Origin of the sequence: Georhizobium profundi (assembly GCF_003952725.1) — a bacterium.
Classification (GTDB): domain Bacteria; phylum Pseudomonadota; class Alphaproteobacteria; order Rhizobiales; family Rhizobiaceae; genus Georhizobium; species Georhizobium profundi.
In genome coordinates, this window is the sequence record NZ_CP032509.1 from 3,384,374 (window position 1) to 3,409,456 (window position 25,083).

Here is a 25,083-nt window from a genome sequence, read left to right on the forward strand (position 1 = left end):
ACAAGGAGCGCTTTATGGGATTTTCGCGGTTCACGTCACTCGTCTCCGGTCTTCCGGCAACGATCCCCTTCGTCGGGCCGGAGACCCAGGAGCGTCAACGCGGACGGCCGTTCGATGCGCGCATCGGCGCTAATGAAAGCGCCTTCGGCCCCTCTCCCAAGGTCGTCGAGGCCATGGCTGAAGCGGGCAAGGAAGCCTGGAAATATTGCGATGCGGAGAACTACCAGTTGAAGACCGCGCTGTCGGCGCATCTCGGCGTTCCCTATGACGCAGTTGCAGTCGGCGAAGGGATCGATGGCCTGCTCGGCCTGATCGTGCGCATGATCGTTGAGCCCGGCACGCCGGTGGTGACGTCGCTCGGCGCCTATCCAACCTTCAACTACCATGTTGCCGGGTTTGGCGGGCGGCTCGTTACCGTGCCCTATCGGGACGATCATGAGGACTGGCAAGCGCTCGCCGAAACCTGCCGCAGGGAAGACGCACCGCTCGTCTATTTCGCCAACCCGGACAACCCGATGGGCAGCTTCGTCGACGCCGGCCAGGTGGCAGCGTTCGTCGATGCCGTTCCGGAGACAACGATGGTGGTGCTGGACGAAGCCTATGGCGAAACCGCGCCAGATGGCACGCTGCCTGCGGCAGATGCCTTTCTCGACCGGCCGAACGTGATCCGCACGCGCACCTTCTCGAAAGCCTATGGGCTGGCAGGAATGCGGGTCGGCTACGCGATCGGAGCGCCGGATACGATCCGCACCTTCGACAAGATCCGCAACCATTTCGGCGTCAACCGCCAGGGGCAGATCGCGGCGCAGGCAGCACTTGCCGACCAGACGCATCTGAAGAGCGTCGTCGATGCCGTGGCCGAAGCGCGTGAACGGATCGCGGAGATCGCTCGCGACAATGGTTTGACGCCACTGCCCTCGGCGACCAACTTCGTCACCATCGACTGCGGCCAGGACGGCGTGTTCGCGAAGAGCGTGCTGACCGCGCTGGTCGAAAGCGGTGTTTTCGTGCGCATGCCCGGCGTCGCACCGCTGAACCGGTGCATCCGTGTGAGCGCGGCGCCAGAGGCCGAGCTCGATGTCTTCGCAGAACGGCTGCCAGCGGCCTTGAAAGCCGCCCGCGGCTGAGGGACATCTCCGGCCGCACCCTTCTTGCGGAGCGTCTTGCCGGTCCCTCAGCGATCGATCAGTGCATCGTCATCCATTCGCGGGCAGCGCGCAGCGCCGCAGCGAGTTCGCTCTTCGACATCGTCGCGGCAACGTCGGCGCGCAGTTCGGCGGCGCGGTCGGAGCCCTTGATGGCGGCGATGTTCAGCCATTTGTGGGCTGCGACCAGATCCTGACCGCATTCGCGGCCGGTCGCATACATCAGGCCCATTTCGCAGAAGACGTCTGCATTGGTCTTGCCGCCCTGGGCGGAAACTTCGTGATCCAGAATGTCAAAGCGAGCCATATCTCATATCCCCGTTCGAATTCGTTTTCTTCGTTGTCCCTGTCGCACTCTTTCCGAGAGCGTCTTTTGCTTTTCTTTTTGTTGCCCGGTGCCGGTTTTCCGGTCTTTCCGGGGTGTCAGCGCCGTCTTGCCGCGGCGTCTCCCTGATGTGATCTACTATGCCCGGAAGGCTTGAAACCGCCGTTAAAAGGCGTGCTTAACTGGAGACAAACAAAGTTCAAATGCTTGGTAAATTTGGGTTTTTGTTAAACATCGCACCCGCTGCGGCGCGGCGCTTTTGAGACAAATTTTAGAGGATGTTTACCGAGCGATTTTCACCGGCTGCTAACCACGAATAACGGCGGTGATTCTTATCGGCACGCGGACTCGCTCTGCCGGACAGGAATTTCCACGGCGAGATGCGCACGCAGAGCGCCAATTCTGTTTACGCTTACGTGCGCGTCATCTATAAGAGGGCACGGTCGCCCGGGAGGCTTCGGCGATCGCTCTTGAGGAGGAGACAATCGATGATGATGCGCGCAGTCATTCTGGCAGGCGTGATGAGTTTTGGCCTTGCGGCTCAGGCGAATGCCGCCGAGCCGATCGAAGGCACGTGGCTGCGTCCGTCCACGGGCACGCTCGTGACCTTCGCGCCGTGCAGCGACGGCTTCTGCGGAACCGTTCAGAACGGCGAGTTCCAGGGCCAGCAGATCGGTGCGATGGCCGGTTCGGGCACCAACTATTCCGGCTCGATCACGGATCTAGCCGAAGACAAGACTTACAGGGGCAAGGCGGCTGTCGACGGCAACAATATGCGCCTCGAAGGCTGTGTACTCGCGGTTCTGTGCCGCGGCGAGACCTGGCAGCGCCAGTAGATCGTACCAAGTTCTGACATTTGCCGCCGTGGCATCCGCTCCGGCGGCTTTTTTGCGTGCGCAGAAAAGCCGAACGAAGCCGGCATGGATGACCCTAAAGGGTGGGCGCTCGATCTCTCTGGTCGGAATTTGAGAGGCAGTATAGAGCGAATGGATCGCCTCGCGATTCGCGCTGCCACCCTTCCTTCCGGGGATCCTCGATGACCTACGCCGCCATCATGCCGATCGTGCTTCTCGCGCTGTCGAACGTCTTCATGACGTTCGCCTGGTACGGACATCTGAAATTCGAGAACAAGGCCCTCTGGATCGTGATCCTGGCCAGTTGGGGGATCGCCTTCTTCGAATACTGTCTTGCCGTGCCGGCAAACCGCATCGGACATCAGGTGTATTCGGCAGCCGAGCTGAAGACGATGCAGGAAGTGATCACGCTCGTGATCTTTGCCTTCTTCTCGGTCTATTTCCTCGGCGAGAAGCTGACCATCAACCACCTCGTCGGCTTTGCGATGATCGCCGGCGGCGCCTTCTTCGTGTTCAAGGCGCCGCTCGGCTAGATCACTCAGCGCGCGCGCTGGCCGAAGAGCACCTTCTTCGCCTCATCGTCATTGGCGATGTTGCGGCGGTGCTCCTCTCCCACCTTGAGGCCACGCTCGACCGCGGGACGGGCCAGCAGCGTTTCGAACCAGCGCTTCAGATGGGGGAAATCGTTCAGATCCTGGCCCTGATTGGCGTGGGGCTTGACCCACCCGACGCAGGCCATGTCGGCGATCGAATACGCGCCCGCTAGAAACTCACGGTCCGCCAGGCGCTTGTTCATGACGCCGTAGAGGCGGTTCACCTCGTTGGTATAGCGATCGATGGCGTAGGGCACCTTCTCCGGCGCGTACTGGCGGAAATGATGGGCTTGGCCAGCCATCGGCCCCAGACCGCCCATCTGCCAGAACAGCCATTGGTCGACCTCGACACGTGCGCGCTCGTCGCTTGGGTAGAACTGCCCCGTCTTGCGGCCCAGATACTGAAGGATGGCGCCCGATTCGAAGACGGAAATGGGCTGCCCACCGGGACCATCCGGGTCCACGATCGCGGGCATACGGTTGTTCGGCGCGATCTTCAGGAACTCGGGCTCGAACTGCTCGCCTTTGCCGATATTGACATATTTGACGTCGTAGGGAAGACCCACCTCCTCAAGGAAAATCGTGACTTTCCAGCCATTTGGTGTCGGCCAGTAATGCAGTTCGATAGGCCTGTCGTTCATCTTGGGAGCCTCCTGTTGCGTTGGCATCAAGGTAGGTTCGGTATTCGGCCATGCAAGCGGCCGAAGCCGATTGTCTGAACGCTGGATGAACGCGAGCCTCAGACCGCGTTCAGAAGCTCTTTCTTATAAAGGCGACACGATCAGCGGATGGGCCGCTGGCTTGAGAGGAGAGACAGTCATGATCGCCAGGTCCAAGCGAGGCATCGCGACTGCTCTGCGCATCTGCCTCCTCACAGCCACCTTCGTCGGGCCAATGGGCGCCTTTGCGATGGCCAATGCCGGTGCTGAAAACAACATCAGCGGCGCCGGCCTGGTGCTCTATGTCAGCCTGCAGCGAGCCGGCTGACGCAAAATCACCGTTAAACGGCAGGCTGCGGTTCCGACAGAAGCCCAACAGATGCGTGATCTTCCTCCGCGCCTTCGACAGCCGCTCTCGCCTCAGCTTCCTTCGACACCTCGGCAAGCGGTTTCAGCGCTGCCACGACTTCCACGATCGTCGTGCAGACTGCGTCGGGACGGATCGCGTCCTCGATCTTCGCCAACTCGTCCCGGCCGCCTGTCGCACCCCAAAATGCGATGATGATTGTCAGCTTGGGGCTCTGGCGCCGTAGGCGACGCACCAGATAGCGGGCGTGTGCGATGGATTCGCTGTTCAGATAACCCACCACGATCGTACCGATATCGTCGAAATCGAAACTGCGAAGCTGGGTCGGCTGGAGCATCTCGTGCGGGACGTCCAGCGCGTGGATCGAGGCGTGTTCCAGCGCATCGCGCAGCATGAAGGCCGCCGCATCGTCGAGATTGCCGCGAGCACCCGCGCAGACGATGCGTCCTGGGTTCAGCTTCAAATCCGGGTCAGCAGCGTGTTTCAAGTCTCTTTCGCTCGCGTCCTCGGCAGCCTCGACATCCTCATGTTCGGACAGGTTCTCGACGAGCTCCACCGCGCTCGTCGCGACCATCTCGCGATGTGCATCATCCAGAACGCCGCGCGAGCGGTCATGCTCGACCAGAACGAGCGCCGGGATGGCAACATCGTCGTAAAATGAGCGGATCGGACGCTCGCGCAGATAAATCTCCGCCTGTTCCGTCGCTTCGTCCGGATCGCCGGCCAGCAAGCGCTGATAGAGCCGCTCGTGTGGGGCGAGGACCGGCTCGTTGCCGAGGAGAATGTCGAGAAATTCGAATTGCTGAACGTGGCGCCCAAGCACGACGAAGCAAACCGTCAGGGGTGTGGAAAGAAGCAGGCCGATGGGCCCCCAGAGCCACGTCCAGAAGATCGCTGCAAGAATGATGGCGACCGGTGAGAGGCCTGTGCGCGACCCGTAAAGCCACGGCTCGATCAGGTTGTTGGATATCAGTTCCAGCGTGATGAGCAATGCCGCGGTATAAAACAGCATCGTCCAGCCCGGATCGACCGCGATCGCCAGTGCCAGCGGGAAGAACGCGGCAATGATCGGACCGACATAAGGAACGAAGCGGAGCACGAGGGCGAGCAAGCCCCACAGGAGCGCGTTCGGCACGCCGATGAACCAGAGACCTGCGGCAACCGGGATGGCGTAGGTGACGTTCACGACCAGTTGCATCAACAGATACTGGCCGACGCGTCGCCCGGCATCCTGCAAGGCGCTGGTGGTCTTATGGATATCGGTCGATCCGGCGAGGCGGATGAACCTATCCCGCAAATCTTCCCGCCGCAGAAGCATGAAGATCACGAACACGATCACGATGCCGCCTGTGGCCAGCGGCTCGATCAGCGGGACGACGAATGTCTGCAGCATCTCCAGCGGCGTAAGAGGCGCTTCCTCGATCCGCACCGGCATCGGGGCCGGTGTGCCGGAAGCCTCTGCATCTGCCGCGTCGACCTCTTCGGCCTGTTGGATCTCCTGCTCGATCGCCTCGAGCATGGCTGCGGCGCGGTCGAAGGAGCCACTCGCCAACTGCGTTTCGCGCAGGTCGCGGATCTTGTTCTGGATGTTGAACTGATAGGAAGGCAGGTTCGACGAAAGCACGCTCACCTGATTGGCGACGACGACGCCGAAGCAGAAGATCGTGAACATCGCCATGATGACGACCGTGACGACCGAGATGGATCTCGGGATTCGCCAGCGCCGCAGCAGCGAAACGATGGGCGAAAGAAGAAAGGTCAGAAGGACGGCCAGGGCGATCGGCACGAATACATCCCGACCGAAATAGAGCGCCGTGACGACTGCGATCGCGGCGATCAGCGACTGCGGGCCGAAGGGGGCGGCCTGGCGAACAGCCGTTCCTGCTGGTGTGACTTTAGGAGTTAAAGCGCCGCCGGCGATGGCTGCGCTTCGCTTGCTGTCCTGCTGCGGCATGAATTCCACCACGCTCGCACCCAATTCGATGCCTCACCGCGAGCGACGGTCAGACAGGACCAGAACGGGGCCTGCCTCGATTGGTTCCTTAGGGCGATCTCATGAAAAGAAAAGGCGGCCATCAGGCCGCCTTCCCCCTTCCCCGATCCCCGCTTTTTAAGCGGGACTCTCGAGCGATGCGATCAGAACTCTTCCCAGTCCGACGCCTTCAGCGCCGCATTGCCTTCACTGCGCGGAGAGAATGCACCGGCAAGCTTGCGGCCAAGCGCGCGGGCCGGCGATTCGGGCCGCTTCGTCGCGCTGTGCTCGGCCGCCGCAACAACGGGCCGCTGCCTTGGCGTCGTCGATCGGCTTTCATGGCCATCCATGCCGCCGATCTTGAACTGCGCGAGCAGTTCGTTGAGCGCCGTCGCCTCACGGGCCAGACTATGGCTTGCCGCCGTCGACTGTTCCACCATGGCTGCGTTCTGCTGGGTGTTCTGGTCGATCTGGTTCACGGCAGTGTTGATTTCGCCGAGACCGAGCGACTGCTCGCGCGAGGCTTCCACGACCGCAACGACGTGGCGGTTGATTTCCTGCACCTCGACCACGATGGCTTCGAGCGCCTTGCCGGTTTCGCTGACGAGAGATGCCCCTTCCTTGACCTGTGCACCGGAGCTGGTGATCAGCGTCTTGATCTCCTTGGCTGCCTGAGCGGAGCGCTGTGCCAACTCCCGGACTTCCTGGGCGACAACCGCAAAGCCCCTACCCGCGTCACCTGCCCGTGCGGCTTCGACACCCGCGTTGAGTGCCAGAAGGTTGGTCTGGAAGGCGATGTCGTCGATAACGCCGATGATGCTTCCGATCTTGTCGGACGAAGCTTCGATCGCGCCCATGGCGCCGACGGCCCTGGCGACGATCTCACCGGAACGCTCAGCACCTTCGCGGGTCTTGGCGACGAGATGGCCAGCCTCTTCCGCGCGACGTGTGGCGTCCTTCACCGTCGTCGTCAGCTGCTCGAGCGCTGCTGCGGTTTCCTCGACGGAGGCCGCCTGCTGTTCGGTGCGCTTGGAGAGATCGTCGGCAGCGGCGCGAATTTCTTCCGACCCTGCATAGATGCCGCTTGCATTGCCGCCGACAGCCCGCAGCGCTTCCTCGAGCTTTGCCACGGCGTCGTTGAAATCCAGACGCAGACGATCGAGCTTGCCGGAGAATTCGGTGTCGATGCGATAGGCAACGTCGCCATCCGCCAGACGGCCGAGCGCTTCGCCGATGGCTGTGATCGCCATTTCGATCTGTGCTGCTTCCCGTGCCTTTTCGGCTTCGCGGGCGATCCGCTCCTTCTCGGTCAGCGAACGGCCGTCCTCTGCCTCCTGCTCCAGACGGATCTTGTCGCGGCCGGCATCGCGGAAGATCGCCACCGATGCCGCCATGTCACCGATCTCGTCCCTGCGGTCGGAGAACGGAATTTCGCTCTGCAGGTCACCTGCAGCGAGCGCGTTCATGGACGCGGTGATGCGGGTGATGGGTTTGGAAATCCGGTTGAGTGCAAGCACGCCCGCCCCGATCGCCAGCAAAATCGACAGGAGGACGGCACCGATTGTGACGATGCGCGCCTGCTCGTAGGCTGCTTCAGCCTCTGCCACGGCGTTCGCGTTCATCTGGTCGTTGAAATCGAGCATGGCGGCGATCCGGCTGTCGATCTCGTTATAGGCGACACGCAGAGAACCCATGAACATGCTCTGGGCGGCGCCTTTCCGGTTCAGGCGCGAACGCTCCAGCATCTCGTTCGCCGAGTCCATGTAGGCGCCCCAAGCCTGTGTGAACTCAGCATGAAGTCCGCGCGAGGTATCCGTCGTCAGATAGGTCAAGTACAGAGCGTTCAGCTCATCCAGCCGCTCCATGCGGCGCACGATCCGATCTTCGACTTCAGCCGTCTCTTCCGGGGTGATGGCCATGGTGTGATTTGCGTGCGCCAATCGAATGTCGGCCGTCGCAGCATCGATCTGGTTGATCAGTTGACCGATCTGGACACGACGCTCACTGAATTCCTGTACCTGCTCCCGCAGTGTCGCCACCGCCGAATAGCCCAGTGCGCCCTGAGCCAGCGCAATCAGCGCCATCAGCGCGAAAAGGGCCGGCAGCAGCTGCTTTATCTTTATCTTCGACATTCTTTGTTCCCATGGACATAGCGTCGGTCCCGCGCGAAAGCGGGCCGTTAAACGGCTGTTTGACGATCGTTGATGAGAGGGACGCGCCGAGAGATCATCTCGTCGCAACGCCATGCCGCCGATGGGAGGCGTCCGGGAGAACTGCATCATGCAATCTGGTGGCGAAGTACCAGTCTCCAAGCCATATCATTGGTGGCAGTCGTCTATGAAGAAGGCATTAATTGCATATCATCAATTCCAGTAGGTGCCCCTTGCGTGGAAAATTAGCGTTGGCGATTTCCCTGTCACGAAGCGATGCCTATAGTAGAGCATGGACAAGAAGACTTTCGACCACACCGACGCCCGCATATTGTCACCTGACGCTTACGAACCGCGATCATTCTCTGATCCGGATGAAGCGCTGGCAGCCATTTCGGAGCTTTATGCCCGCAACACCGCGTTCCTGACCGACGCGTTCAGAGGCCTGAGTGAGGGCGTTCCGCCCGCTACGCGGTATCGCGCCTACTACCCGCAGGTCAGCCTCTACACGACCTCCTACGGCCATGTTGATTCGCGCCTCTCCTATGGGCATGTGACCCAGCCCGGGCATTACACGACCTCGATCACGCGGCCGGAACTGTTCGCACCCTATCTGAAGGACCAGATCGGGCTCCTTTTGAAGAACCATGGCGTACCGATCGTCGTGTCGGAATCGGATACGCCGATCCCGCTGCATTTCGCTTTCGGCGAAGGCGCCTATGTGGAAGCATCCTTCGCGGAAAACTTCGCTGTGCCGCTTCGGGATCTCTTCGATACCCCGGACCTGACGAACACCGATGACGAGATCGCCAATGGCGCCTACGAGCCCGGACCCGGCGAGCCCTCGCCGCTCGCGCCCTTCACGGCGCAGCGCATCGATTACTCGCTGGCGCGGCTGTCGCACTACACCGCGACCAATGCCGACCATTTCCAGAATTTCGTCCTGTTCACGAACTACCAGTTCTACGTGGATGAATTCTGCGCCTTCGCCCGCCGTCTGATGGCGGAAGGCGGCGGTGGCTACGAAGCCTTCGTCGAACCGGGCAATCTGATGACGCCTGCTGGCTCGGACGAGCCAACGGAAGGCGTGGCCGGCGTGCGGCTGCCACAGATGCCGGCCTATCACCTGAAGAAGAAATCCCATGGCGGGATCACCATGGTGAATATCGGTGTCGGGCCATCTAACGCGAAGACCATTACCGATCACATCGCGGTGCTCAGGCCGCATGCGTGGCTGATGCTCGGCCACTGCGCGGGCCTGCGCAACAGCCAGACATTGGGCGACTATGTGCTGGCCCACGCCTATGTGCGCGAAGACCACGTGCTCGACGACGATCTTCCGGTGTGGGTGCCCATTCCGGCGCTTGCCGAAATCCAGGTCGCGCTGCAGGAATCGGTTGCCGAAGTCACAGGGCTGGAAGGGTACGATCTGAAGCGCATCATGCGCACGGGCACGGTTGCCACGATCGACAATCGTAACTGGGAACTGCGCGACCAGCGCGGACCGGTGAAGCGGCTCTCCCAGTCACGCGCGATCGCGCTCGACATGGAATCGGCGACGATCGCGGCAAACGGCTTCCGCTTTCGCGTGCCCTACGGAACGCTGCTTTGTGTCTCGGACAAGCCGCTTCATGGCGAGCTGAAGCTTCCCGGCATGGCAACGGCGTTCTACCGGACGCAGGTGAGCCAGCATCTGGAAATCGGCATCCGCGCGATGGAGAAGCTTGCCGCCATGCCACCCGAGCGTCTGCATTCGCGCAAGCTCAGGAGCTTTTACGAGACTGCTTTCCAGTAGATGCGCCCTTCGCGTCCAAAGCTGTCTGGCTGGGCGCGAGGATCTTCAGCTCGCCCGGGTGGAGCAGGATGGTCACGTCTCGCTCCAGCTCCACCAACTCGCCGTCGATGACAGCACGCGCCTTGGAATAGAGCTTGGGGAAATAGAGGTGCACCTTCATGGCGCCGATCTCGTCGATATTCTCATTGTCGCGGAAGCGACGGCGCAGAATGTCGGCCGCAAGACGCGTCATGCCGGCCGTCGATAGCGGCTTGGCGATGTAAATGCCCAACTGGCCGCCTGTCAGCGTGTCCGCATAAAGCAAGGAATCGTTGCCATAGTGATTGTTGGAGACGGCGATCGCGGACACCTTGCGGGTCTCGGACTTGCCATCGATATCGATGGACACCTTGAAGACCGGCGGATCGAGGATGACGCCCATGGCAGCACGGCTCGTCGCGATGATCTTCTGGAAGCGGGACTTGAACGAGTAGCTGTTGCGCAGCCGGACCATGCGGGCCTGCATGCCGATCGAGAACTGGTGCACGAAGGCGCGGCCGTTGGCGCTCGCAATGTCGGCATCCATAATCTCACCGGCCGCCAGGGATTCAAGTGCCTCTTCCAGATCGAGCGGCACCTTCAAGGTTCGCGCAACAAGGTTCATGGTGCCCGCCGGCACCACGCCAAGCGGCATGCCAGCTTTCCAGGCGATACCGGCCGCCGTGGAAATCGTGCCATCACCACCGCCGGCCAAGAGAACATCGACGTCACCCTTGGCCGCGACTGCCTCGAGCTTCCGTTTGATCTGCTTGCCGGTCACGTTTTCGCACGTGAGCGTATGGCCATGCGCTTCGAAGATGCGTGTGGCGGTCTGGCAGAACGCATCCATATCCATCGTGCGGAACGTTCCGCCGTCGCGGTTGAAGACTGCATGCACATTCATGGTCGAGGATCCAATCAGCGGTCGGGACGCGCCTGCCTCATCCATCTGAAAAACAAAGATGGGAGCCAGCTTTGGCCGGCGGGCGCGCCACCATATTGATGCCGCCGCCTAAACGGTCAAGCGAACGAAAAGTTACAGCCTGTTGCTCGAATTCTGATTGAGAGTCAGCGGGCTGCGACCCACGCTGCAGCGCCGACCATGGCCGTGGCGGAAAAGCGGTTGACGATCCGCATCGAGCGGGCGCGCGTCAGAAGCCGCCGCGCCCGGGCCGCGAGCACGATATAGAACCCGAAGACGATGGCGAGAACGGCAAGCGTGATCGCTGACAGCTCCACATAGCCGAGCATCGTGACCGCTTCCAGGTCGATGAGATTGGGCAGGAGCGCCATGTAGAAAACCATGGTCTTCGGATTGCCGAGCGTCACTGCAAGCCCCGCCGAAAAAAGCACCAGCGGATGCTCACCGCCCTCTGCGGCGCGCACATTCGTAGGCTTTGGCGCGGACGTCCACATTTTGTAGGCCAGATAGACGAGATAGAGCACGCCCGCCCATTTCACCGCCTGGAAGACGAGCGCGAAGTTTTGGGCCAGCAGCGCGAGGCCGCCGATCGCAGCGGAAAGCCACAGCACGTCACCGAAGGCGACCCCGGCGGTAAAAATCACCGCACCGCCCGCGCCGGTGCCCAGCACCCGCGCAACAATCGCGGCGATGCCGGGTCCCGGCGAAGCAGCAGCCACGAAAAGCGCACCGGCAAAAACGGACAGGGCAGCGAGGTCCATGAAAGGCAATCCACGATGACATTAGAGGCGTGGACAATACGCCTTTGGCCGCGCCCGGGAAAGCGCATCGACCGCCTCAGTCCAAGATGAAGTCCTGCACGACGGGATGATGGTCCGAGGGCAATTGGCCATCATAATTGCGCCGGAACACGACACCGCGGCCAACGGGTTCGAAGCGTTCGGAATAAAGAAGATGATCGATCGCCGGAAAAGCGCCGATGCCGGTTCCGAAGTGGAACGTGGGGCCGGTGATCCATGAGAACGCCAGGTCCGCCCGGCGCAGGATTGCGGCTGTGGGCGAATGGCGCAGCGCGTTGAGGTCCCCGATGACGAGCACCGGCTCGCCGCGGGCGATCGCCGGGGCTATCTCCGTGGCGATCTTGGAAGCGGCCTCCTGTCGCCGGGTGCCGCTTTGATGGTCGAAGTGGAAGTTATGGACGTGGATCGGTGGACCACCCTCCAGCGGCTGGAGGAGCGCCCAGCTTGCATAGCGGTTCTGTCGCCCATCGGCGCGGCGGGGAAAAACGGGATCGCCCTGGCCGGGATAGAAATAGAACCCCTCGTCGAGCAGCCTGAACCGATCTTTGCGGTAAAGGATCGGCTGGGTCGACGGTACGGTTTCAGGCGGTCCGATTGCCGCAAACCCATAGGACGGCAAGCGCTCCATCAGGAAATCGAGCTGAAGATTCTCCTCATGCAACGGCCTGCCGTCAAATGTCTCGACTTCCTGCAGTGCGAAGATGTCCGCGTCGATCTCGGCGATGGCGGACACCATGGCCTCGCGCCGATCGAGCCACGCCTCGAAACGCGGACCCGACGGGCGGATATAGAGGGCGTTGAGGCTGGCGACGCGTAAGCGGGCACTGTCCAGCTGGTCGTTCGATGGTAAGGACGTGCAGCCGACGAGGATCGCCATTGCAGCGAGAAGCGCCGACAGGCGGACCAGCATCCGCCCGGCGCCTCACATGTTCTGATACACCGGCCCTTCCCCACCCTGCGGCGGAACCCAGTTGATGTTCTGGTTGGGATCCTTGATGTCGCAGGTCTTGCAGTGCACGCAGTTCTGCGCGTTGATCACATAGGTCGGCTCGCCGCCGCCTTCCGTGTGCCACTCATAGACAGCGGCCGGGCAGTAGCGCGCAGATGGGCCGGCGAAGACGCCCCATTCGGATTTCTTCTGCAGGTCCATGTCCTTCACCTGGAGATGGACCGGCTGATCCTCCTCGTGATTGGTGTTGGACAGATAGACTGAGGAGAGCCGATCGAAGGTGAGGACGCCGTCTGGCTTCGGATAGTCGATCTTCTTGTGCTTGGAGGCCGGCTCGAGCGCTTCCTGGTCTGCCACGCCGTGCTTCTGGGTTCCAAAAGGCGACCAGCCGCGAAACAGCGTCGTCAGCCACATGTCGATGCCGCCGAGCGCAATGCCGGCCATGCCGAAGCGCGACCAGAACGGCTTGACGTTGCGTACCCGGCTCAGGTCGTCGCCGACCGGCGATGTCCGCCAGGCCTGATCGTATCCCTCGACCGCATCATGCGAGCGTCCCGCCTTGATCGCATCCGCCACATGTTCGGCGGCCAGCATCCCGGACAGTACCGCGTTGTGCGAACCCTTGATGCGCGGCACGTTGACGAAGCCGGCCGAGCAGCCGATCAGCGCCCCGCCCGGGAAGACGAGCTTCGGTACCGACTGGAAGCCGCCTTCGGAGATCGCCCGGGCGCCATAGGAAACGCGCTTGGCACCTTCGAACACGTCGGCAATCTTCGGATGCGTCTTGAACCGTTGAAATTCGTCGAAGGGCGACAGGTGCGGGTTCTTGTAGTTCAGGTGGACGACGAAGCCGACGGCGACGAGATTGTCTTCGAGATGGTAGAGGAACGAGCCGCCGCCGGTCTTGTAATCGAGAGGCCAACCGAAGGAATGCTGCACGAGGCCCGAGCGGTGGTTTTCGGGCTTCACCTCCCAGAGTTCCTTCAGGCCGATACCGTATTTCTGCGGCTCGCTGTCCTTGGCAAGCGCATATTTGGCGATCAGCTTCTTGGCGAGCGAGCCGCGCACGCCTTCGCCAACCAGCACGTATTTGCCAAGCAGTTCCATGCCGGGCTGGAAGCTCGGACCCCGCGTGCCATCGCGCTCCACGCCCATATCTCCCGTCACCACGCCGATGACGGCGCCGGCATCGTCATAGATCAGGTCGGCAGCTGCAAAGCCCGGATAGATTTCGACGCCTAACTCTTCCGCTTTCCCGGCAAGCCAGCGGCAGACATTGCCGAGCGACACGATGTAGTTGCCGTGATTGTTCATCAGCGGGGGCATGAGGAAATTTGGAAGGCGCATGCCGCCTGCCGGGCCGAGCACGAGGAATTGATCTTCGGTGACGGGGGTTTTGAAGGGATGATCCGCTTCGCTCCGCCAATCGGGAAGGAGCTGGTCGATGCCGGATGGATCGACGACGGCACCGGACAGGATGTGGGCACCGACCTCGCCACCCTTTTCGAGCACGACGACGTTGATCTCGGGATCGCGCTGCTTCAGCCGGATCGCGGCTGCCAGACCAGCAGGGCCAGCGCCGACGATCACGACGTCGAATTCCATGCTTTCGCGTTCGATTGCAGCCTCAGTCGTGTCGTTCATCCGGTGTTTCCTCATTCGTCTGGAGCAGAGATGCCGGCACGCACCGCCGCTGAAAGCCTACTCTCCATGGCAAAACGTCAACACATTGTCGACCCGTCCCGTTCCCGAGACGGCCGGGAAATCCCTGCGCGTTTGCCAGCGCCGCGGAAGGACGATAATTGAGGGGCATGCATTCCAACGATCTCGCCCAGCTCTCAGATCGCGATCTGGCTGCCCTGCTCGCCTTCTACGCCGATGCCGGTGTCGACTGCATGCTGGAGGATGCCGCGATCGATCGCTTCGCGGAAAGCGCGACCCTACGCTCCGAGCGATCCGGTCCGATCGCCGGGCGTGCCGATGTGTCAGTTCGGCCAGGCGAGCGGGATCCCCGCCCTCTGCCGGCGACGCCGCGCGAGGGTCCCGGCGAAGGTCGCGTCGTACAATCCTCGCAGCAGTCGAACGGTATGCCGGTCGGGATCATTCCCGACGAGGTCGCGCTTGCCGATGCGCGGCAGAAGGCACGGCAAGCCACGACGCTTGCCGAACTGCGCGAGGCCGTGAGCGACTATGCCGGCTGCAGCCTCAAATTCAGCGCCAAGACCACAGTCTTTGCCGATGGCAATCCGCAGGCGCGGGTGATGATCGTCGGCGGCGCACCCGGGCGCGAGGAAGATCTGCAAGGCCTCCCCTTCGTGGGGCGCGAGGGCCAGATGCTCGACCGGATGCTGGGCGCAATCGGGCTTAACCGTGAGACCACCTATCTCACCAATCTGATTTTCTGGCGGCCGCCCGGCAATCGAACGCCGACGCCGCATGAGGTGGCGCTTTGCCGGCCCTTTGCCGAGCGCCATATCGAGCTCGTCGATCCGGAAATCCTCGTTGTCCTCGGCAATGTCGTGACCAAGGGGCTCATGGACATGACCGGCAACATCACCGCGCAGTGTGGCACCTGGACGGACTATCGGCTTGGCGATCGCACCTGGCCGGCACTGCCGATGCTCGACCCACAGGCTCTGCTCGCAAGTCCGGCCCACAAGAAAGTCGCCTGGCGCGACCTTTTGGCGCTCAAGGCCCGGCTCGACGCGTAATTTCAGGCCATTTGGCGCCGGATGACAGCTGACGTGTCGTCATTGAGCCTGCGTCTGCCATGATTTCGTGCAATTCGGGGTTCAGGGCGGGCGCCGCGGTCCGACTGCGTCGCGACCCCTCCTCAAATCCTTGCCCATAACGACAACAACAAAATCGGCGGCGCTTGCCCATGATCACCAATCTTTTGCCAATCGGCAGCCTGCTTTCTTCGGCGTTCCTGATGCTGATGGCCGGCGGTCTTGCCGGATATCTGCTGCCGCTTCGCGCCGTTGCCGAGGGCTGGTCGACGCTGTCGGTTTCACTGATGGCCACGAGCTACGCGATCGGCTTCACGACCGGGTGCGTGCTGACCCCGCGGCTTGTGCTGCGCGTCGGGCATGTGCGCGTCTTCGCCGTGCTCGCGACCCTGATGTCGGTGTCTGTGCTGCTGCATGCGCTGATCGTTCATCCGCTGGCCTGGATCGCCATCCGCGCCGTAGCGGGCTTTTCGATTGCCGGTGGCTACATGGTCATCGAAAGCTGGCTCAACGAGCGTGTGACCAACGAGACGCGCGGCAGCGTGTTCTCGGTCTACATGACCATTTCGATGCTTGGCCTCATGATGGGCCAGTTTGCCGTACCGCTTGGCGATGCGGCCGGACCCACGCTCTTCATCGTCGGCGCGCTGCTCTACAGCCTGGCGGTGATCCCGACCGGGATATCGAGCGCGCAGTCACCGCAGCCGCTGAGCCAGGTGACGCTCGACATCCGCAAGCTCTTCCGCAACTCGCCAGCCTCCGTCGTCGGCGCCGTGCTGGCCGGAGCGATCGCGAGTGCGTGGAGCAATCTGGGGCCCGTCTATTCGCAGCAGAGCGGGCTCTCCACCGCGGAAGGCGCGACGATGCTCGCAGCCGCCATGATTGGCGGAGCGGTGTTCCAGATCCCGCTCGGCCGGTTTTCGGACCGCACCGACCGCCGCTATGTCATGATCTTCGCAGGGCTGGTCGGCCTGGTGCTGTCGCTGGCCGCCGTTCTGGTCGGTGTCGACAGCCGCTGGGCGTTTTTCCTGACGATGTTCCTGCTTGGCTCTGTTCTGTTCCCGATCTACTCGCTGAACGTCGCCCATGCGAACGACCACGCCGAGCCGAACGCGTTCGTGGAGGTCTCGAGCGGCCTTTTGATCATTTACGGCTTCGGCACGATGATCGGACCACTCGTCACGGGTGCCGCCATGGATGCGTTTGGGCCGTGGGCGCTCTTTGCGACGATCGCCACGGCATTCGGGCTCTATTCGGCTTACGCCTTCTATCGCACCACCAAGCGCGCCAAGCCGGCCGATGAGGCGCGTTCCGAATTCCGCGCGATCCCGATCGGCAAGGGGCAGACGCCGCAGACGGTGGAACTGGATCCGCGCGTCGACGCCACCCCCGACGACGTGATCCAGGAGCGGCCAGCGGCTTGAGGCGTGAGCTTGAACCGCCTAGTGCGCGACTGAAGCGCTGCGCGCGAAGCTGACCGTGAAGCGGCAGCCGGGATTGGCGCGGGGCTCGATCTTGAGTTCCGCTTCCAACTGCCGCGCAAAAGAGTTCACGATCTTGAGGCCGAGGCTCTCGCGGGCGGCTTCGAAGTCGAAGTCCGGCGGGAAGCCGTTGCCCTGATCACTCACGCTGACCGTGACTCGCTCGTGATCGGCGTCGACCTTGACGGAGATCGGGCCATGCTGGCCTTCTGGATAGGCGTATTTCATCGCGTTGGTGATCGTTTCATTGACAAACAGCCCCAGCGGGATGGCGCGGTCGGCCGACATTTGGAGCGGCGACGGGCCTTCGCAGGAGATCGGATGTCCGGGACCTGCGCCTTCAAGGTTGCGGCAGAGATCGCGCAGGAACCCGACAAGGTCGACCTCGCCCACCATCTCGCCGCGCCACAAATGATCGTGCACCTGCGCGACGGTCGCGACTCGCGATCCTGCATCGTCCAACGCCTTGCGCACCTCGTCCGACACGCCGCCGCGCGCCTGGATGCGCAGCAGGCTGGACACGACAGCGAGCGAGTTCTTCACCCGGTGGCTCATTTCACGTGTCAAAAGCGACTGGTGCTCCAGCGCCTGCGCCAGAAGCCGGTCCTTATGCTGGCGCTCGATGGCGATGCCGAGCAGTGCCGCAAAACCCGCCAGAAAATGCGCGTCGGAGGTGTCGAACATGCCGGCATCGGGGCTGTCGACCTCCATGACGCCGAAGCGTTCCGGCCCGTCGCCATACTCGATCAGCACATTGATCGCGCGACGGATGTTGTGCCTGCGCAAAAGTTCGGGTGTGCGGAACCGCTCCTCGTGCTCCAGATGGTTCGAGAGGACCGACTGACGCGTATGGTAGGCAAAGCCCGCCGGCGAGGCCAGATCGGCACCAAGTGCCGCATTGCCCACCGAGCCTTCTTCCCAGCCGACGCCGGCGACCATCAGGAGGTCGTTCTGCTCGGGCCGGTAACACAGGATTTTCGCATAGGGCGTGCGCAGGCCAGCGGAGCACAGTTCCGTCGCTCGCTGCAGCACTGCGTCGAGATCACGCGACTGCAAGGCGAAGCTTGCGAATTCGGCGAGCAGCGATTGCTGGGACAGGCGGTAGGTGAGTTCGTCGGTCGTCAACGTTTCGACCGCCAGGGTGCCTTGAAGCGATTCATTCATGGATGATGCGTATCCCCCGCCCCTCTGGCGGCCCCGTCATGTGCCCGGTTGATGGTCGGTCGAGCATTGTTTCGTTCGGCGCATCAGATGGGATCTGCCATTGCGCTTTCCAAGCTTTGGCTCACCTTCCCGCCATTTGCCAAGTGCGCCAGCCCCCACCGTGTTGAAGACGGAGCTCCATAATTTCTGCTGCGACGCTATGCCTCACCGCATGATACGCTACCTCTCGGCATGGGGGCTTTGCATCCGGGAGCATCACGATGCGCATACGCGAACGCAAAGAGTTCATGAACAAGCCGAAACCGCTCGCATTCCCGCCCGATACGCCGGTGAGCGAAGCGGTGAAGCAGATGTCGGAGATGAATTACGGCTCCGTGGTGGTCGTCGATCCGCAAAACAAGCTTCTAGGGATCGTGACGGAGCGCGATCTGATGAAGCGGCTCATCAACCAGGGTCGGGATGCGCAGCAAACGATGCTCGGCGACATCATGACCCGCAACGTCAAGGTCGCCCATGCCGACGACAATGTCGTCGAATGGCTGCAGATCATGTCGAACGAGCGTTTCCGGCGGTTGCCTGTGGTGGACAACGAAGGTCGCGTGACGGCTATCATGACGCAGGGCGATTTCGTGTCCTACACCTGGCCGGACATGATCGACCATGCGCGGGACGTCACCCGGGCAACGATCTCGTCCAACCTGCAATTCGTGCTGATCGCGGCGGGCATCCTGATCTACACGGTGATCCTGATCGCCTTCCTGACGAGCTGACGATCAGCCCTGCGGCGTGACCAGCCTGCGCGCGGCGCGCCGTTCGAGGCCGAGCTGATGCTCGCGCACGATGATGTAGATGCCGGCACCGATGACGATGGCGGTGCCAAGCAGCATCGACCAGGTCGGGACGTCGCCGAACATCAGATAGCCGATTGCAATGCCCAGGATGATGGAGGTGTATTCGAAGGGCGCGATCGTCGAAGCATCGGCATAGCGGTAGCACTGGGTCAGCAGGATCTGACCGACGCCACCGAAGAAGCCGGCAGCCATAAGCAAAGCGAACCGCTCCGCGTCGAGTGCTGCCCAGCCGAATGGCAGCGTCAAAAGCGCAAGCAGCGTTGCCGAGAGCGAGAAATACAGCACGATCGTCGGCGTCCGCTCGGTGGCGACGAGCCGCCGCACGAGGATCATCGCGCAGGCGCCGAGTGCGGCGGAGGCGAGAATGGCCAGCACGCCGAACGCTTCTTCGGACGACCCGACGCCGCTGTTGAACAGCGTGAGGCGCGGCCAGGATATGATCATGACGCCGACGAGACCGACGAGCACCGCGCTCCAGCGGTAGATGCGCACCTGCTCCTTCAGGAAAATCGCCGCGAAAACGACGGTCAGCAGCGGCATCGCGTAACCGAGCGCGATCGTGTCCGGCAGGGGAAGCTTCGTCAGGCCATAAAAGCCGAGGCCCATCGAGCAGACGCCGACAAGGCCACGCAGAAAGTGCGACAGGGGTGCTGTCGTGGCGAAAGCGGTGCGCAGCTGCCGGCGCAGAGCCAGGTAGGTAAGGATCGGCACCATCGCAAAGAGCGACCGATAGAAAACGATCTGACCTGCAGGAATCCCCTCACCCGCCGCCTTGATGCAGGTGGACATGCCGATGAAGACCGTGACGGAAGCAATCTTGAGCAGGATGCCGCGGATCGTCTCCGGGTCGGGAGCGAGAGCAGACACGTCACCCGGCGCGGCTGATGCGGCTTCCGGGGATGACGAATTGGCCTGCCTGGCAGGAGAAGGAGGGGTCACGGCACGACTCAAGGGGTTTGGTAAGCAACCCTGATTAGCCGGGAACGCGGCCGATGTCTGAAAAAACACCGGCCGCAGAGACGAAACCAGCCTCAAGAACCGGAAGACCGTCCCTCGCCCAGGGTTATTTCGGCGCTTAGTGGCCCTTCGCGTCCTGGATCAGTGCCCACATCCGATCCGGCGTTGCGGGCATTTCTACGTGGCGGATGCCGAGCGGGCCATCGAGCGCGTCAACAAGGGCGTTCATGATCGACGGACACGCCCCGATCGTGCCGGCCTCGCCCGCGCCCTTGATGCCGAGCGCGTTGGTCGTAGACGGCACATTGCGCGTCTCGAACTGGATGAACGGCACGTTGTCTGCCCGCGGCACGGCGTAATCCATGAAGGAGGCGGTGATCAGCTGGCCGTCGTCGCTGTAGACCGCCTGCTCGCCGAGCGCCTGGCCGATGCCCTGCACGACGCCGCCATGGACCTGGCCCATGAGAAGAATAGGGTTCACCGTCACGCCGAAATCGTCGACGATCGTATAGGCGACAACATCCACATGGCCGGTCTCGGGATCGATCTCGACTTCGGCGATGTGGGTCCCGTTCGGATAGGTCGCCTCGTCCTGCTTGATGTCGGACATGGCTTTCAGATCTTCCGGATCGGTCGCGCCTTTTGCGAGATCGCCGTAGTTCACCGCGCGGTCCGTGCCGACGATGCGCGCCTGGCCATCGACCAGTTCGATATCCTCTGGCCCGGCTTCCAGTTCCTTGCCGGCGAGCTTGCGGATCTTCTCGGCAAGAATCTCGGAGGCGTTGGAGACCGAGACGCCGCCGAGCGGAATCGACCGCGAACCGCCAGTGCCGCCGCCGCGATCGAGCTCCTTGGTGTCGCCCTGGCGCACGATGATCTTGTCGAAATCGATGCCGATCTTTTCCGCGATGAACTGGCTGTAGGCCGTCGCATGGCCCTGCCCGTTCGTCTGGGTTCCGATGAAGAGCGTGATCGTGCCGTCACCGTTCAGTTCGAGATGGGCCGGTTCGGAGCCGGCAAAAGCGCAGGCCTCGATGTAGGTCGCCATGCCGATGCCGCGCAGCTTGCCGCGAGACGCCGCTTCCGCGCGCCGGGCTTCGAAATCAGCCCAGCCGGCACGGTCCATCGCCTGGGTCATGTGCCCGTCGAATTCGCCCACGTCGTATTGGCGGCCGGTGGGCGTCTTGTAGGGAAACTGCTCGGGCCGGATGAAATTGATACGGCGAAGCTCTTCCGGCTTGCGGCCGGTTTCGCGCGCGCAGGCATCGACCAGGCGCTCGATCAGATAGGCAGCTTCGGGCCGGCCAGCGCCGCGATACGCATCGACCGGCGCGGTGTGGGTCATGACCGCTTTAATGGTGAGATCGAGGTTCTGAATGTCGTAGACGCCAGTCGACATGGTTGAGCCGATCACCGGAATGTTCGGACCGAATGTGTGGCAATAGGCGCCCATATTGGCGATCGTCTCGATCCGGAGGCCCGTGAAGCGGCCATCCGCATCCATGGCCATCGACGCGGTGACAAGATTGTCACGGCCATGCGCATCGGTGAGAAAATGCTCGGTGCGATCGGACGTCCATTTGACGGGATGCTTCAGGAGCCGTGCAGCCTCCATGGCGAGCGGATATTCGCGATAGGCAAACATCTTGGTGCCGAAGCCGCCGCCGACGTCATGGCTGATGACGCGGACCTTATCGAGATCCATCTTGAAGACGTGTTGCGCCAGCGCCCGGCGCATGGAGTGAACGCCCTGGCTGCCGACCACGATGGTGAAGCCTGCCTCATCGTCCCACTCGGCGACGCAGGCACGCGGCTCCAGATAGTTCGACACGAGGCGATTGTTGACGAACTGGATCGTGGTGACATGCGTGGCGGCATCGAAGGCCTTGGCCGTCGCTTCGCGGTTGCCGTTCTCGTGGAGGTAGAGCTGATTGCTGCCGAGTTCCGGCCAGACGAGCGGCGCTCCCTCATCGAGCGCGGTCGCAAGATCGGTCTGGGCGTCTTCGGCATCGTAATCGACCTCGATCAGTTCGGCGGCGTCCTGTGCCTGATCGATGCTGTCGGCAACGATGAAGGCGATCGCGTCGCCTACATAGCTCACCCGGTCCGCAGCCAGCAGCGGAATATCGCGCACCGGGTGCTCCTCGCCGCTCGGCTGCTTGGCCTTGGCCATGCATTTGATCGGGCCGAGATGAGCGATGTCCTTGGCAATGAGGATAAGCTTCACGCCGGGCGCCGCCTTTGCCTCGTCGAGCGACCCGATCTTGAAGGTGCCGGCTGCCTGGGGCGAGCGCAGCACATAGGAATGCAGCGCGCCTTCGCGCTTGACGTCGTCGGTATAGCGGCCCTCGCCCTTGATCAGCGCGTCGTCTTCCTTGCGCAAGGCGGAAGCACCCACTCCGAATTTCGGTGTAGCGATCGTCATGAAATTGTCCTGTATCTCGTCGATGAAGGCGGCTTGGGAGACGGAGCCGAATGACGCGAAAGCGAAACGGGTGCTGAGATCGCACCGGCCGCTTTCTGACCGTCCGATAGTTAAATCCAAGCGCGCGAATGTCGAGCCCGAATAGGTAAAAACATCGTTTGCCCATCGGCGCCAGCATTGCCGCCGCGCTTTCCATGGCAACGCTGTTCCGATAGGACAGCACGATCCCTCACAGTCAGCAAGGCGTGCCATTCATGCGTACCGAGACCGGCCAGGTTTTTCATCTGAGCGATTACCGTCCGACCGATTTTGCCATCGAGACGGTGTCGATGACGTTCCGCCTGGCCGGCGCGGACACGGAAGTGGTGAGCCAGATGACGCTCCGTCGCCGCGATGGCGTTCCGACCGATGCACCGCTGGTGCTCGACGGCGACGCGCTGCAACTGGTTTCGCTTGCCATCGACAACGAAACCGCGGAGGGCCAGAGATATGAGGTCACGCCGGATCGGCTGACAATCCACGATCTGCCGGCGGACGGCACTTTCTCCGTCACGGTCACGACCAAGCTCGACCCGGCCGCCAACACGCAGCTGATGGGTCTCTATCGCTCTAATGGCGTCTATTGCACCCAGTGCGAGGCTGAAGGCTTCCGGAGGATCACCTATTTCCTCGATCGGCCGGATGTTCTCGCCGTCTACACCGTTCGAATCGAGGGCGACCGGAGCGAGACCCCGCTCCTGCTTTCGAATGGCAATCCCGTGGAAGCCGGCGCGCTCGATGGGAACCGGCACTATGCGGTCTGGCACGATCCGCACCCCAAGCCGTCCTACCTCTTTGCGCTGGTCGCCGGTGACCTCGGCGTCGTCGACGATGTCTTCACCACCGCGTCGGGCAGATCGGTCGACCTCAAGATCTATGTGGAGCACGGCAAGGAGGCGCGCGCGGCCTATGCCATGGACGCGCTGAAGCGCTCGATGAAGTGGGACGAAGACGTCTTCGGGCTCGAATACGATCTCGACATCTTCCAGATCGTCGCGGTGTCCGATTTCAACATGGGGGCGATGGAGAACAAGGGTCTCAACGTCTTCAACGACAAATATGTGCTGGCTGACCCCGAGACTGCGACCGATGCCGACTACGCCAATATCGAGGCGATCATCGCGCATGAGTACTTCCACAATTGGACCGGCAACAGAATCACTTGCCGCGACTGGTTCCAGCTCTGCCTCAAGGAAGGGCTGACCGTTTACCGCGACCACGAATTCTCCGCCGACATGCGCTCGCGCCCGGTCAAGCGCATTGCCGAGGTGCGGCTCTTGAAGGCGCACCAGTTTCCGGAGGATGCCGGCCCGCTCGCTCACCCGCCCCGGCCGGTGACCTACAGCGAGATCAACAATTTCTATACGGCGACGGTCTACGAGAAGGGCTCGGAGGTCGTGCGTATGATCGCGACGATCCTCGGCGCCGAGGGCTTCCGCAAGGGCATGGATCTCTATTTCGAGCGTCATGATGGTGAAGCCGCGACGATCGAGGATTTCGTCAAATCCTTCGAGGATGCGACCGGCACCGACCTTGCCCAGTTCGCCATCTGGTACCATCAGGCCGGCACGCCGACCGTCAGCGTGTCCGTCAACTACGACCAGCGTTCAGACAGCCTGACCGTCGATCTGGAACAGTCGGTGGCCGCAACGCCCGGTGAAAGCGCCAAGAAGATCATGCACATCCCCTTGCGCTTTGGGCTGCTGCTCGAAGACGGAAGCGAAGCTGAACCAGCGGAGGTTTCAGGTGCGCGCGTCGATGGCGACGTCATCCATCTGACCGAACGCCGCCAGAGTGTCGTCTTCAAGAGCTTGGGCGGCCGGCCGGTGCTGTCGCTCAACCGCGGATTTTCCGCGCCGATCAATTTGTCCTTCGAACAATCATCGGCCGATCTCGCCCATATCGCGAAGCACGAGAGCGATGCCTTTGCCCGGTGGCAGGCGCTGAACGAATTTGCGATGCGGATACTGCTGGATGCGGCGAAGCTTTCGCGTGACGGTCGGACGGTGGCGGTCGATCCCGATCTCATCGCAGCGCTGATCGCCAGTGCCAGCGACGAGACGCTGGAGCCGGCCTTCCGCGCCCAGGCGCTCAGCCTGCCGAGCGAGGCCGACATTGCGCGCGAACTCGGCAGCAATATCGATCCGGATGCGATCAAGCGCGGCCGCGACGCCGTGCTTGCCGCGGTCGCCCAGGCCCTCAAACCGGTCGCGGAAAAACTGTTCGACGAGATGGCAACGCCCGGGCTCTTCTCGCCGGACGCGATCAGTGCGGGCAAGCGCGCGCTGCGGGCCGTTGCGCTCAGCTATCTGTCGATTGCCGAAGCGGACCCGAAACGCGCTCTCGGGGTTTTCGACGAGGCCGACAACATGACTGACATGGCATCGGCGCTTCAGATTCTGGCGCATCTCTTCCCGGGATCGGCCGAGGCCACACAAGCTCTCGCGGCCTTCGAGGGACGCTTTGGCGGCGACCCGCTGGTGATCGACAAGTGGCTGTCGATCCAGGCCATGGCACCGGGCGCCGATACGCTCGATCATGTGAAGGGGCTGATGGAAACACGCCATTTCGCGCTCTCCAACCCGAACCGCGTGCGGGCGCTCATCGGTGCCTTTGCATCGGGCAACCCCACGGGGTTCAACCGCGAAGACGGCGCGGGATACGGTTTCCTGGCCGATCAGGTGCTTGCGATCGACGCCCGCAACCCGCAGCTCGCCGCCCGCCTTTTGACTTCCATGCGCTCCTGGCGCTCGCTCGAAGCCGGCCGGCGCGAACACGCACGTGCTGCGCTTTCGCGAATTGCCGCGGCCGAGGGGCTCTCCACCGACGTCAGCGACATCGTGAAACGAACGCTGGCATAGGGCGCCTGAAACACGGGGGCCGTGAAG

General features: G+C 62.4%; 20 protein-coding genes. 9 read left to right on the forward strand and 11 right to left on the reverse strand.

What is annotated here, in order from left to right; genetic code table 11:
• Positions 1-14 precede the first annotated feature (14 nt).
• Positions 15-1,127 (forward strand): pyridoxal phosphate-dependent aminotransferase, encoded by a 1,113-nt coding sequence (locus D5400_RS16290; protein ID WP_126010968.1) that lies wholly within the window; start codon positions 15-17, stop codon positions 1,125-1,127.
• 58 nt (positions 1,128-1,185) lie between these two features.
• Here D5400_RS16290 and D5400_RS16295 read toward each other — a convergent pair whose 3' ends face one another.
• Positions 1,186-1,452 (reverse strand): sel1 repeat family protein, encoded by a 267-nt coding sequence (locus D5400_RS16295; protein WP_126010969.1) that lies wholly within the window; start codon positions 1,450-1,452, stop codon positions 1,186-1,188.
• Between the two features lie 506 nt (positions 1,453-1,958).
• Between D5400_RS16295 and D5400_RS16300 the strand changes: the two genes are divergently transcribed.
• Both D5400_RS16300 and D5400_RS16305 read left to right on the forward strand, forming a co-directional pair.
• Positions 1,959-2,306, forward strand: a complete 348-nt coding sequence (locus D5400_RS16300; protein WP_245451326.1) for a DUF2147 domain-containing protein — start codon at positions 1,959-1,961, stop codon at positions 2,304-2,306.
• Between the two features lie 200 nt (positions 2,307-2,506).
• Complete coding sequence (locus D5400_RS16305; protein ID WP_126010970.1) at positions 2,507-2,857, forward strand: DMT family protein; 351 nt, start codon at positions 2,507-2,509, stop codon at positions 2,855-2,857.
• Positions 2,858-2,862: 5 nt separating this feature from the next.
• Here the strand turns inward: D5400_RS16305 and D5400_RS16310 are convergent, their stop codons facing one another.
• A complete protein-coding gene (locus D5400_RS16310) occupies positions 2,863-3,558 on the reverse strand; it encodes a glutathione S-transferase N-terminal domain-containing protein (protein ID WP_126010971.1) in 696 nt (231 codons plus the stop codon).
• A 178-nt stretch (positions 3,559-3,736) separates the two neighbouring features.
• On the opposite strand from D5400_RS16310, the gene D5400_RS21240 reads away from it, so the two are divergent.
• Entirely contained in the window at positions 3,737-3,904 is a 168-nt protein-coding gene (locus D5400_RS21240) for a hypothetical protein (RefSeq protein ID WP_164527742.1), read from the forward strand.
• Positions 3,905-3,917: 13 nt separating this feature from the next.
• Here the strand turns inward: D5400_RS21240 and D5400_RS16315 are convergent, their stop codons facing one another.
• Together D5400_RS16315 and D5400_RS16320 are read right to left on the reverse strand one after the other, a co-directional pair.
• On the reverse strand, positions 3,918-5,921 hold the full coding sequence (locus D5400_RS16315) for an AI-2E family transporter (RefSeq protein WP_126010972.1): 2,004 nt from the start codon (positions 5,919-5,921) through the stop codon (positions 3,918-3,920).
• A gap of 158 nt (positions 5,922-6,079) precedes the next feature.
• Entirely contained in the window at positions 6,080-8,047 is a 1,968-nt protein-coding gene (locus tag D5400_RS16320; RefSeq protein WP_126010973.1) for a HAMP domain-containing methyl-accepting chemotaxis protein, read from the reverse strand.
• Positions 8,048-8,357: 310 nt separating this feature from the next.
• Between D5400_RS16320 and D5400_RS16325 the strand changes: the two genes are divergently transcribed.
• Positions 8,358-9,860 (forward strand): AMP nucleosidase, encoded by a 1,503-nt coding sequence (locus D5400_RS16325; RefSeq protein WP_126010974.1) that lies wholly within the window; start codon positions 8,358-8,360, stop codon positions 9,858-9,860.
• On the opposite strand, the gene D5400_RS16330 is transcribed toward D5400_RS16325, so the two are convergent.
• The 4 genes from D5400_RS16330 to D5400_RS16345 all read right to left on the reverse strand — a co-directional run bounded on the left by D5400_RS16330 (position 9,829) and on the right by D5400_RS16345 (position 14,193).
• On the reverse strand, positions 9,829-10,782 hold the full coding sequence (locus tag D5400_RS16330) for a diacylglycerol/lipid kinase family protein (protein WP_126010975.1): 954 nt from the start codon (positions 10,780-10,782) through the stop codon (positions 9,829-9,831). The two genes, D5400_RS16325 and D5400_RS16330, sit on opposite strands and share 32 nt — an antisense overlap.
• 164 nt (positions 10,783-10,946) lie before the next feature.
• Complete coding sequence (locus D5400_RS16335; protein ID WP_126010976.1) at positions 10,947-11,561, reverse strand: LysE family translocator; 615 nt, start codon at positions 11,559-11,561, stop codon at positions 10,947-10,949.
• A gap of 76 nt (positions 11,562-11,637) precedes the next feature.
• Positions 11,638-12,510 carry an endonuclease/exonuclease/phosphatase family protein gene (locus D5400_RS16340; RefSeq protein ID WP_126010977.1) on the reverse strand — a complete coding sequence of 291 codons (873 nt, stop codon included), beginning with the start codon at positions 12,508-12,510 and terminating at the stop codon, positions 11,638-11,640.
• 12 nt (positions 12,511-12,522) lie between these two features.
• Positions 12,523-14,193, reverse strand: a complete 1,671-nt coding sequence (locus D5400_RS16345; protein ID WP_126010978.1) for an electron transfer flavoprotein-ubiquinone oxidoreductase — start codon at positions 14,191-14,193, stop codon at positions 12,523-12,525.
• Positions 14,194-14,360: 167 nt separating this feature from the next.
• Here D5400_RS16345 and D5400_RS16350 point away from each other — a divergent pair, with 167 nt between their 5' ends.
• Together D5400_RS16350 and D5400_RS16355 are read left to right on the forward strand one after the other, a co-directional pair.
• Positions 14,361-15,260, forward strand: coding sequence for a uracil-DNA glycosylase (locus D5400_RS16350; RefSeq protein WP_126010979.1), 900 nt, complete (start codon positions 14,361-14,363; stop codon positions 15,258-15,260).
• A 170-nt stretch (positions 15,261-15,430) separates the two neighbouring features.
• Complete coding sequence (locus D5400_RS16355) at positions 15,431-16,702, forward strand: MFS transporter (protein ID WP_126010980.1); 1,272 nt, start codon at positions 15,431-15,433, stop codon at positions 16,700-16,702.
• A gap of 18 nt (positions 16,703-16,720) precedes the next feature.
• On the opposite strand, the gene D5400_RS16360 is transcribed toward D5400_RS16355, so the two are convergent.
• Positions 16,721-17,923 carry a sensor histidine kinase gene (locus D5400_RS16360; RefSeq protein WP_126010981.1) on the reverse strand — a complete coding sequence of 401 codons (1,203 nt, stop codon included), beginning with the start codon at positions 17,921-17,923 and terminating at the stop codon, positions 16,721-16,723.
• A gap of 260 nt (positions 17,924-18,183) precedes the next feature.
• Between D5400_RS16360 and D5400_RS16365 the strand changes: the two genes are divergently transcribed.
• Positions 18,184-18,693 carry a CBS domain-containing protein gene (locus D5400_RS16365; RefSeq protein WP_126010982.1) on the forward strand — a complete coding sequence of 170 codons (510 nt, stop codon included), beginning with the start codon at positions 18,184-18,186 and terminating at the stop codon, positions 18,691-18,693.
• Positions 18,694-18,696: 3 nt separating this feature from the next.
• Here D5400_RS16365 and D5400_RS16370 read toward each other — a convergent pair whose 3' ends face one another.
• Both D5400_RS16370 and D5400_RS16375 read right to left on the reverse strand, forming a co-directional pair.
• Complete coding sequence (locus D5400_RS16370) at positions 18,697-19,563, reverse strand: DMT family transporter (protein ID WP_425364933.1); 867 nt, start codon at positions 19,561-19,563, stop codon at positions 18,697-18,699.
• 286 nt (positions 19,564-19,849) lie between these two features.
• Complete coding sequence (locus D5400_RS16375; RefSeq protein WP_126010983.1) at positions 19,850-22,156, reverse strand: xanthine dehydrogenase family protein molybdopterin-binding subunit; 2,307 nt, start codon at positions 22,154-22,156, stop codon at positions 19,850-19,852.
• 254 nt (positions 22,157-22,410) lie between these two features.
• On the opposite strand from D5400_RS16375, the gene pepN reads away from it, so the two are divergent.
• A complete protein-coding gene (gene pepN, locus D5400_RS16380) occupies positions 22,411-25,056 on the forward strand; it encodes an aminopeptidase N (RefSeq protein WP_126010984.1) in 2,646 nt (881 codons plus the stop codon).
• Positions 25,057-25,083 lie beyond the last annotated feature (27 nt).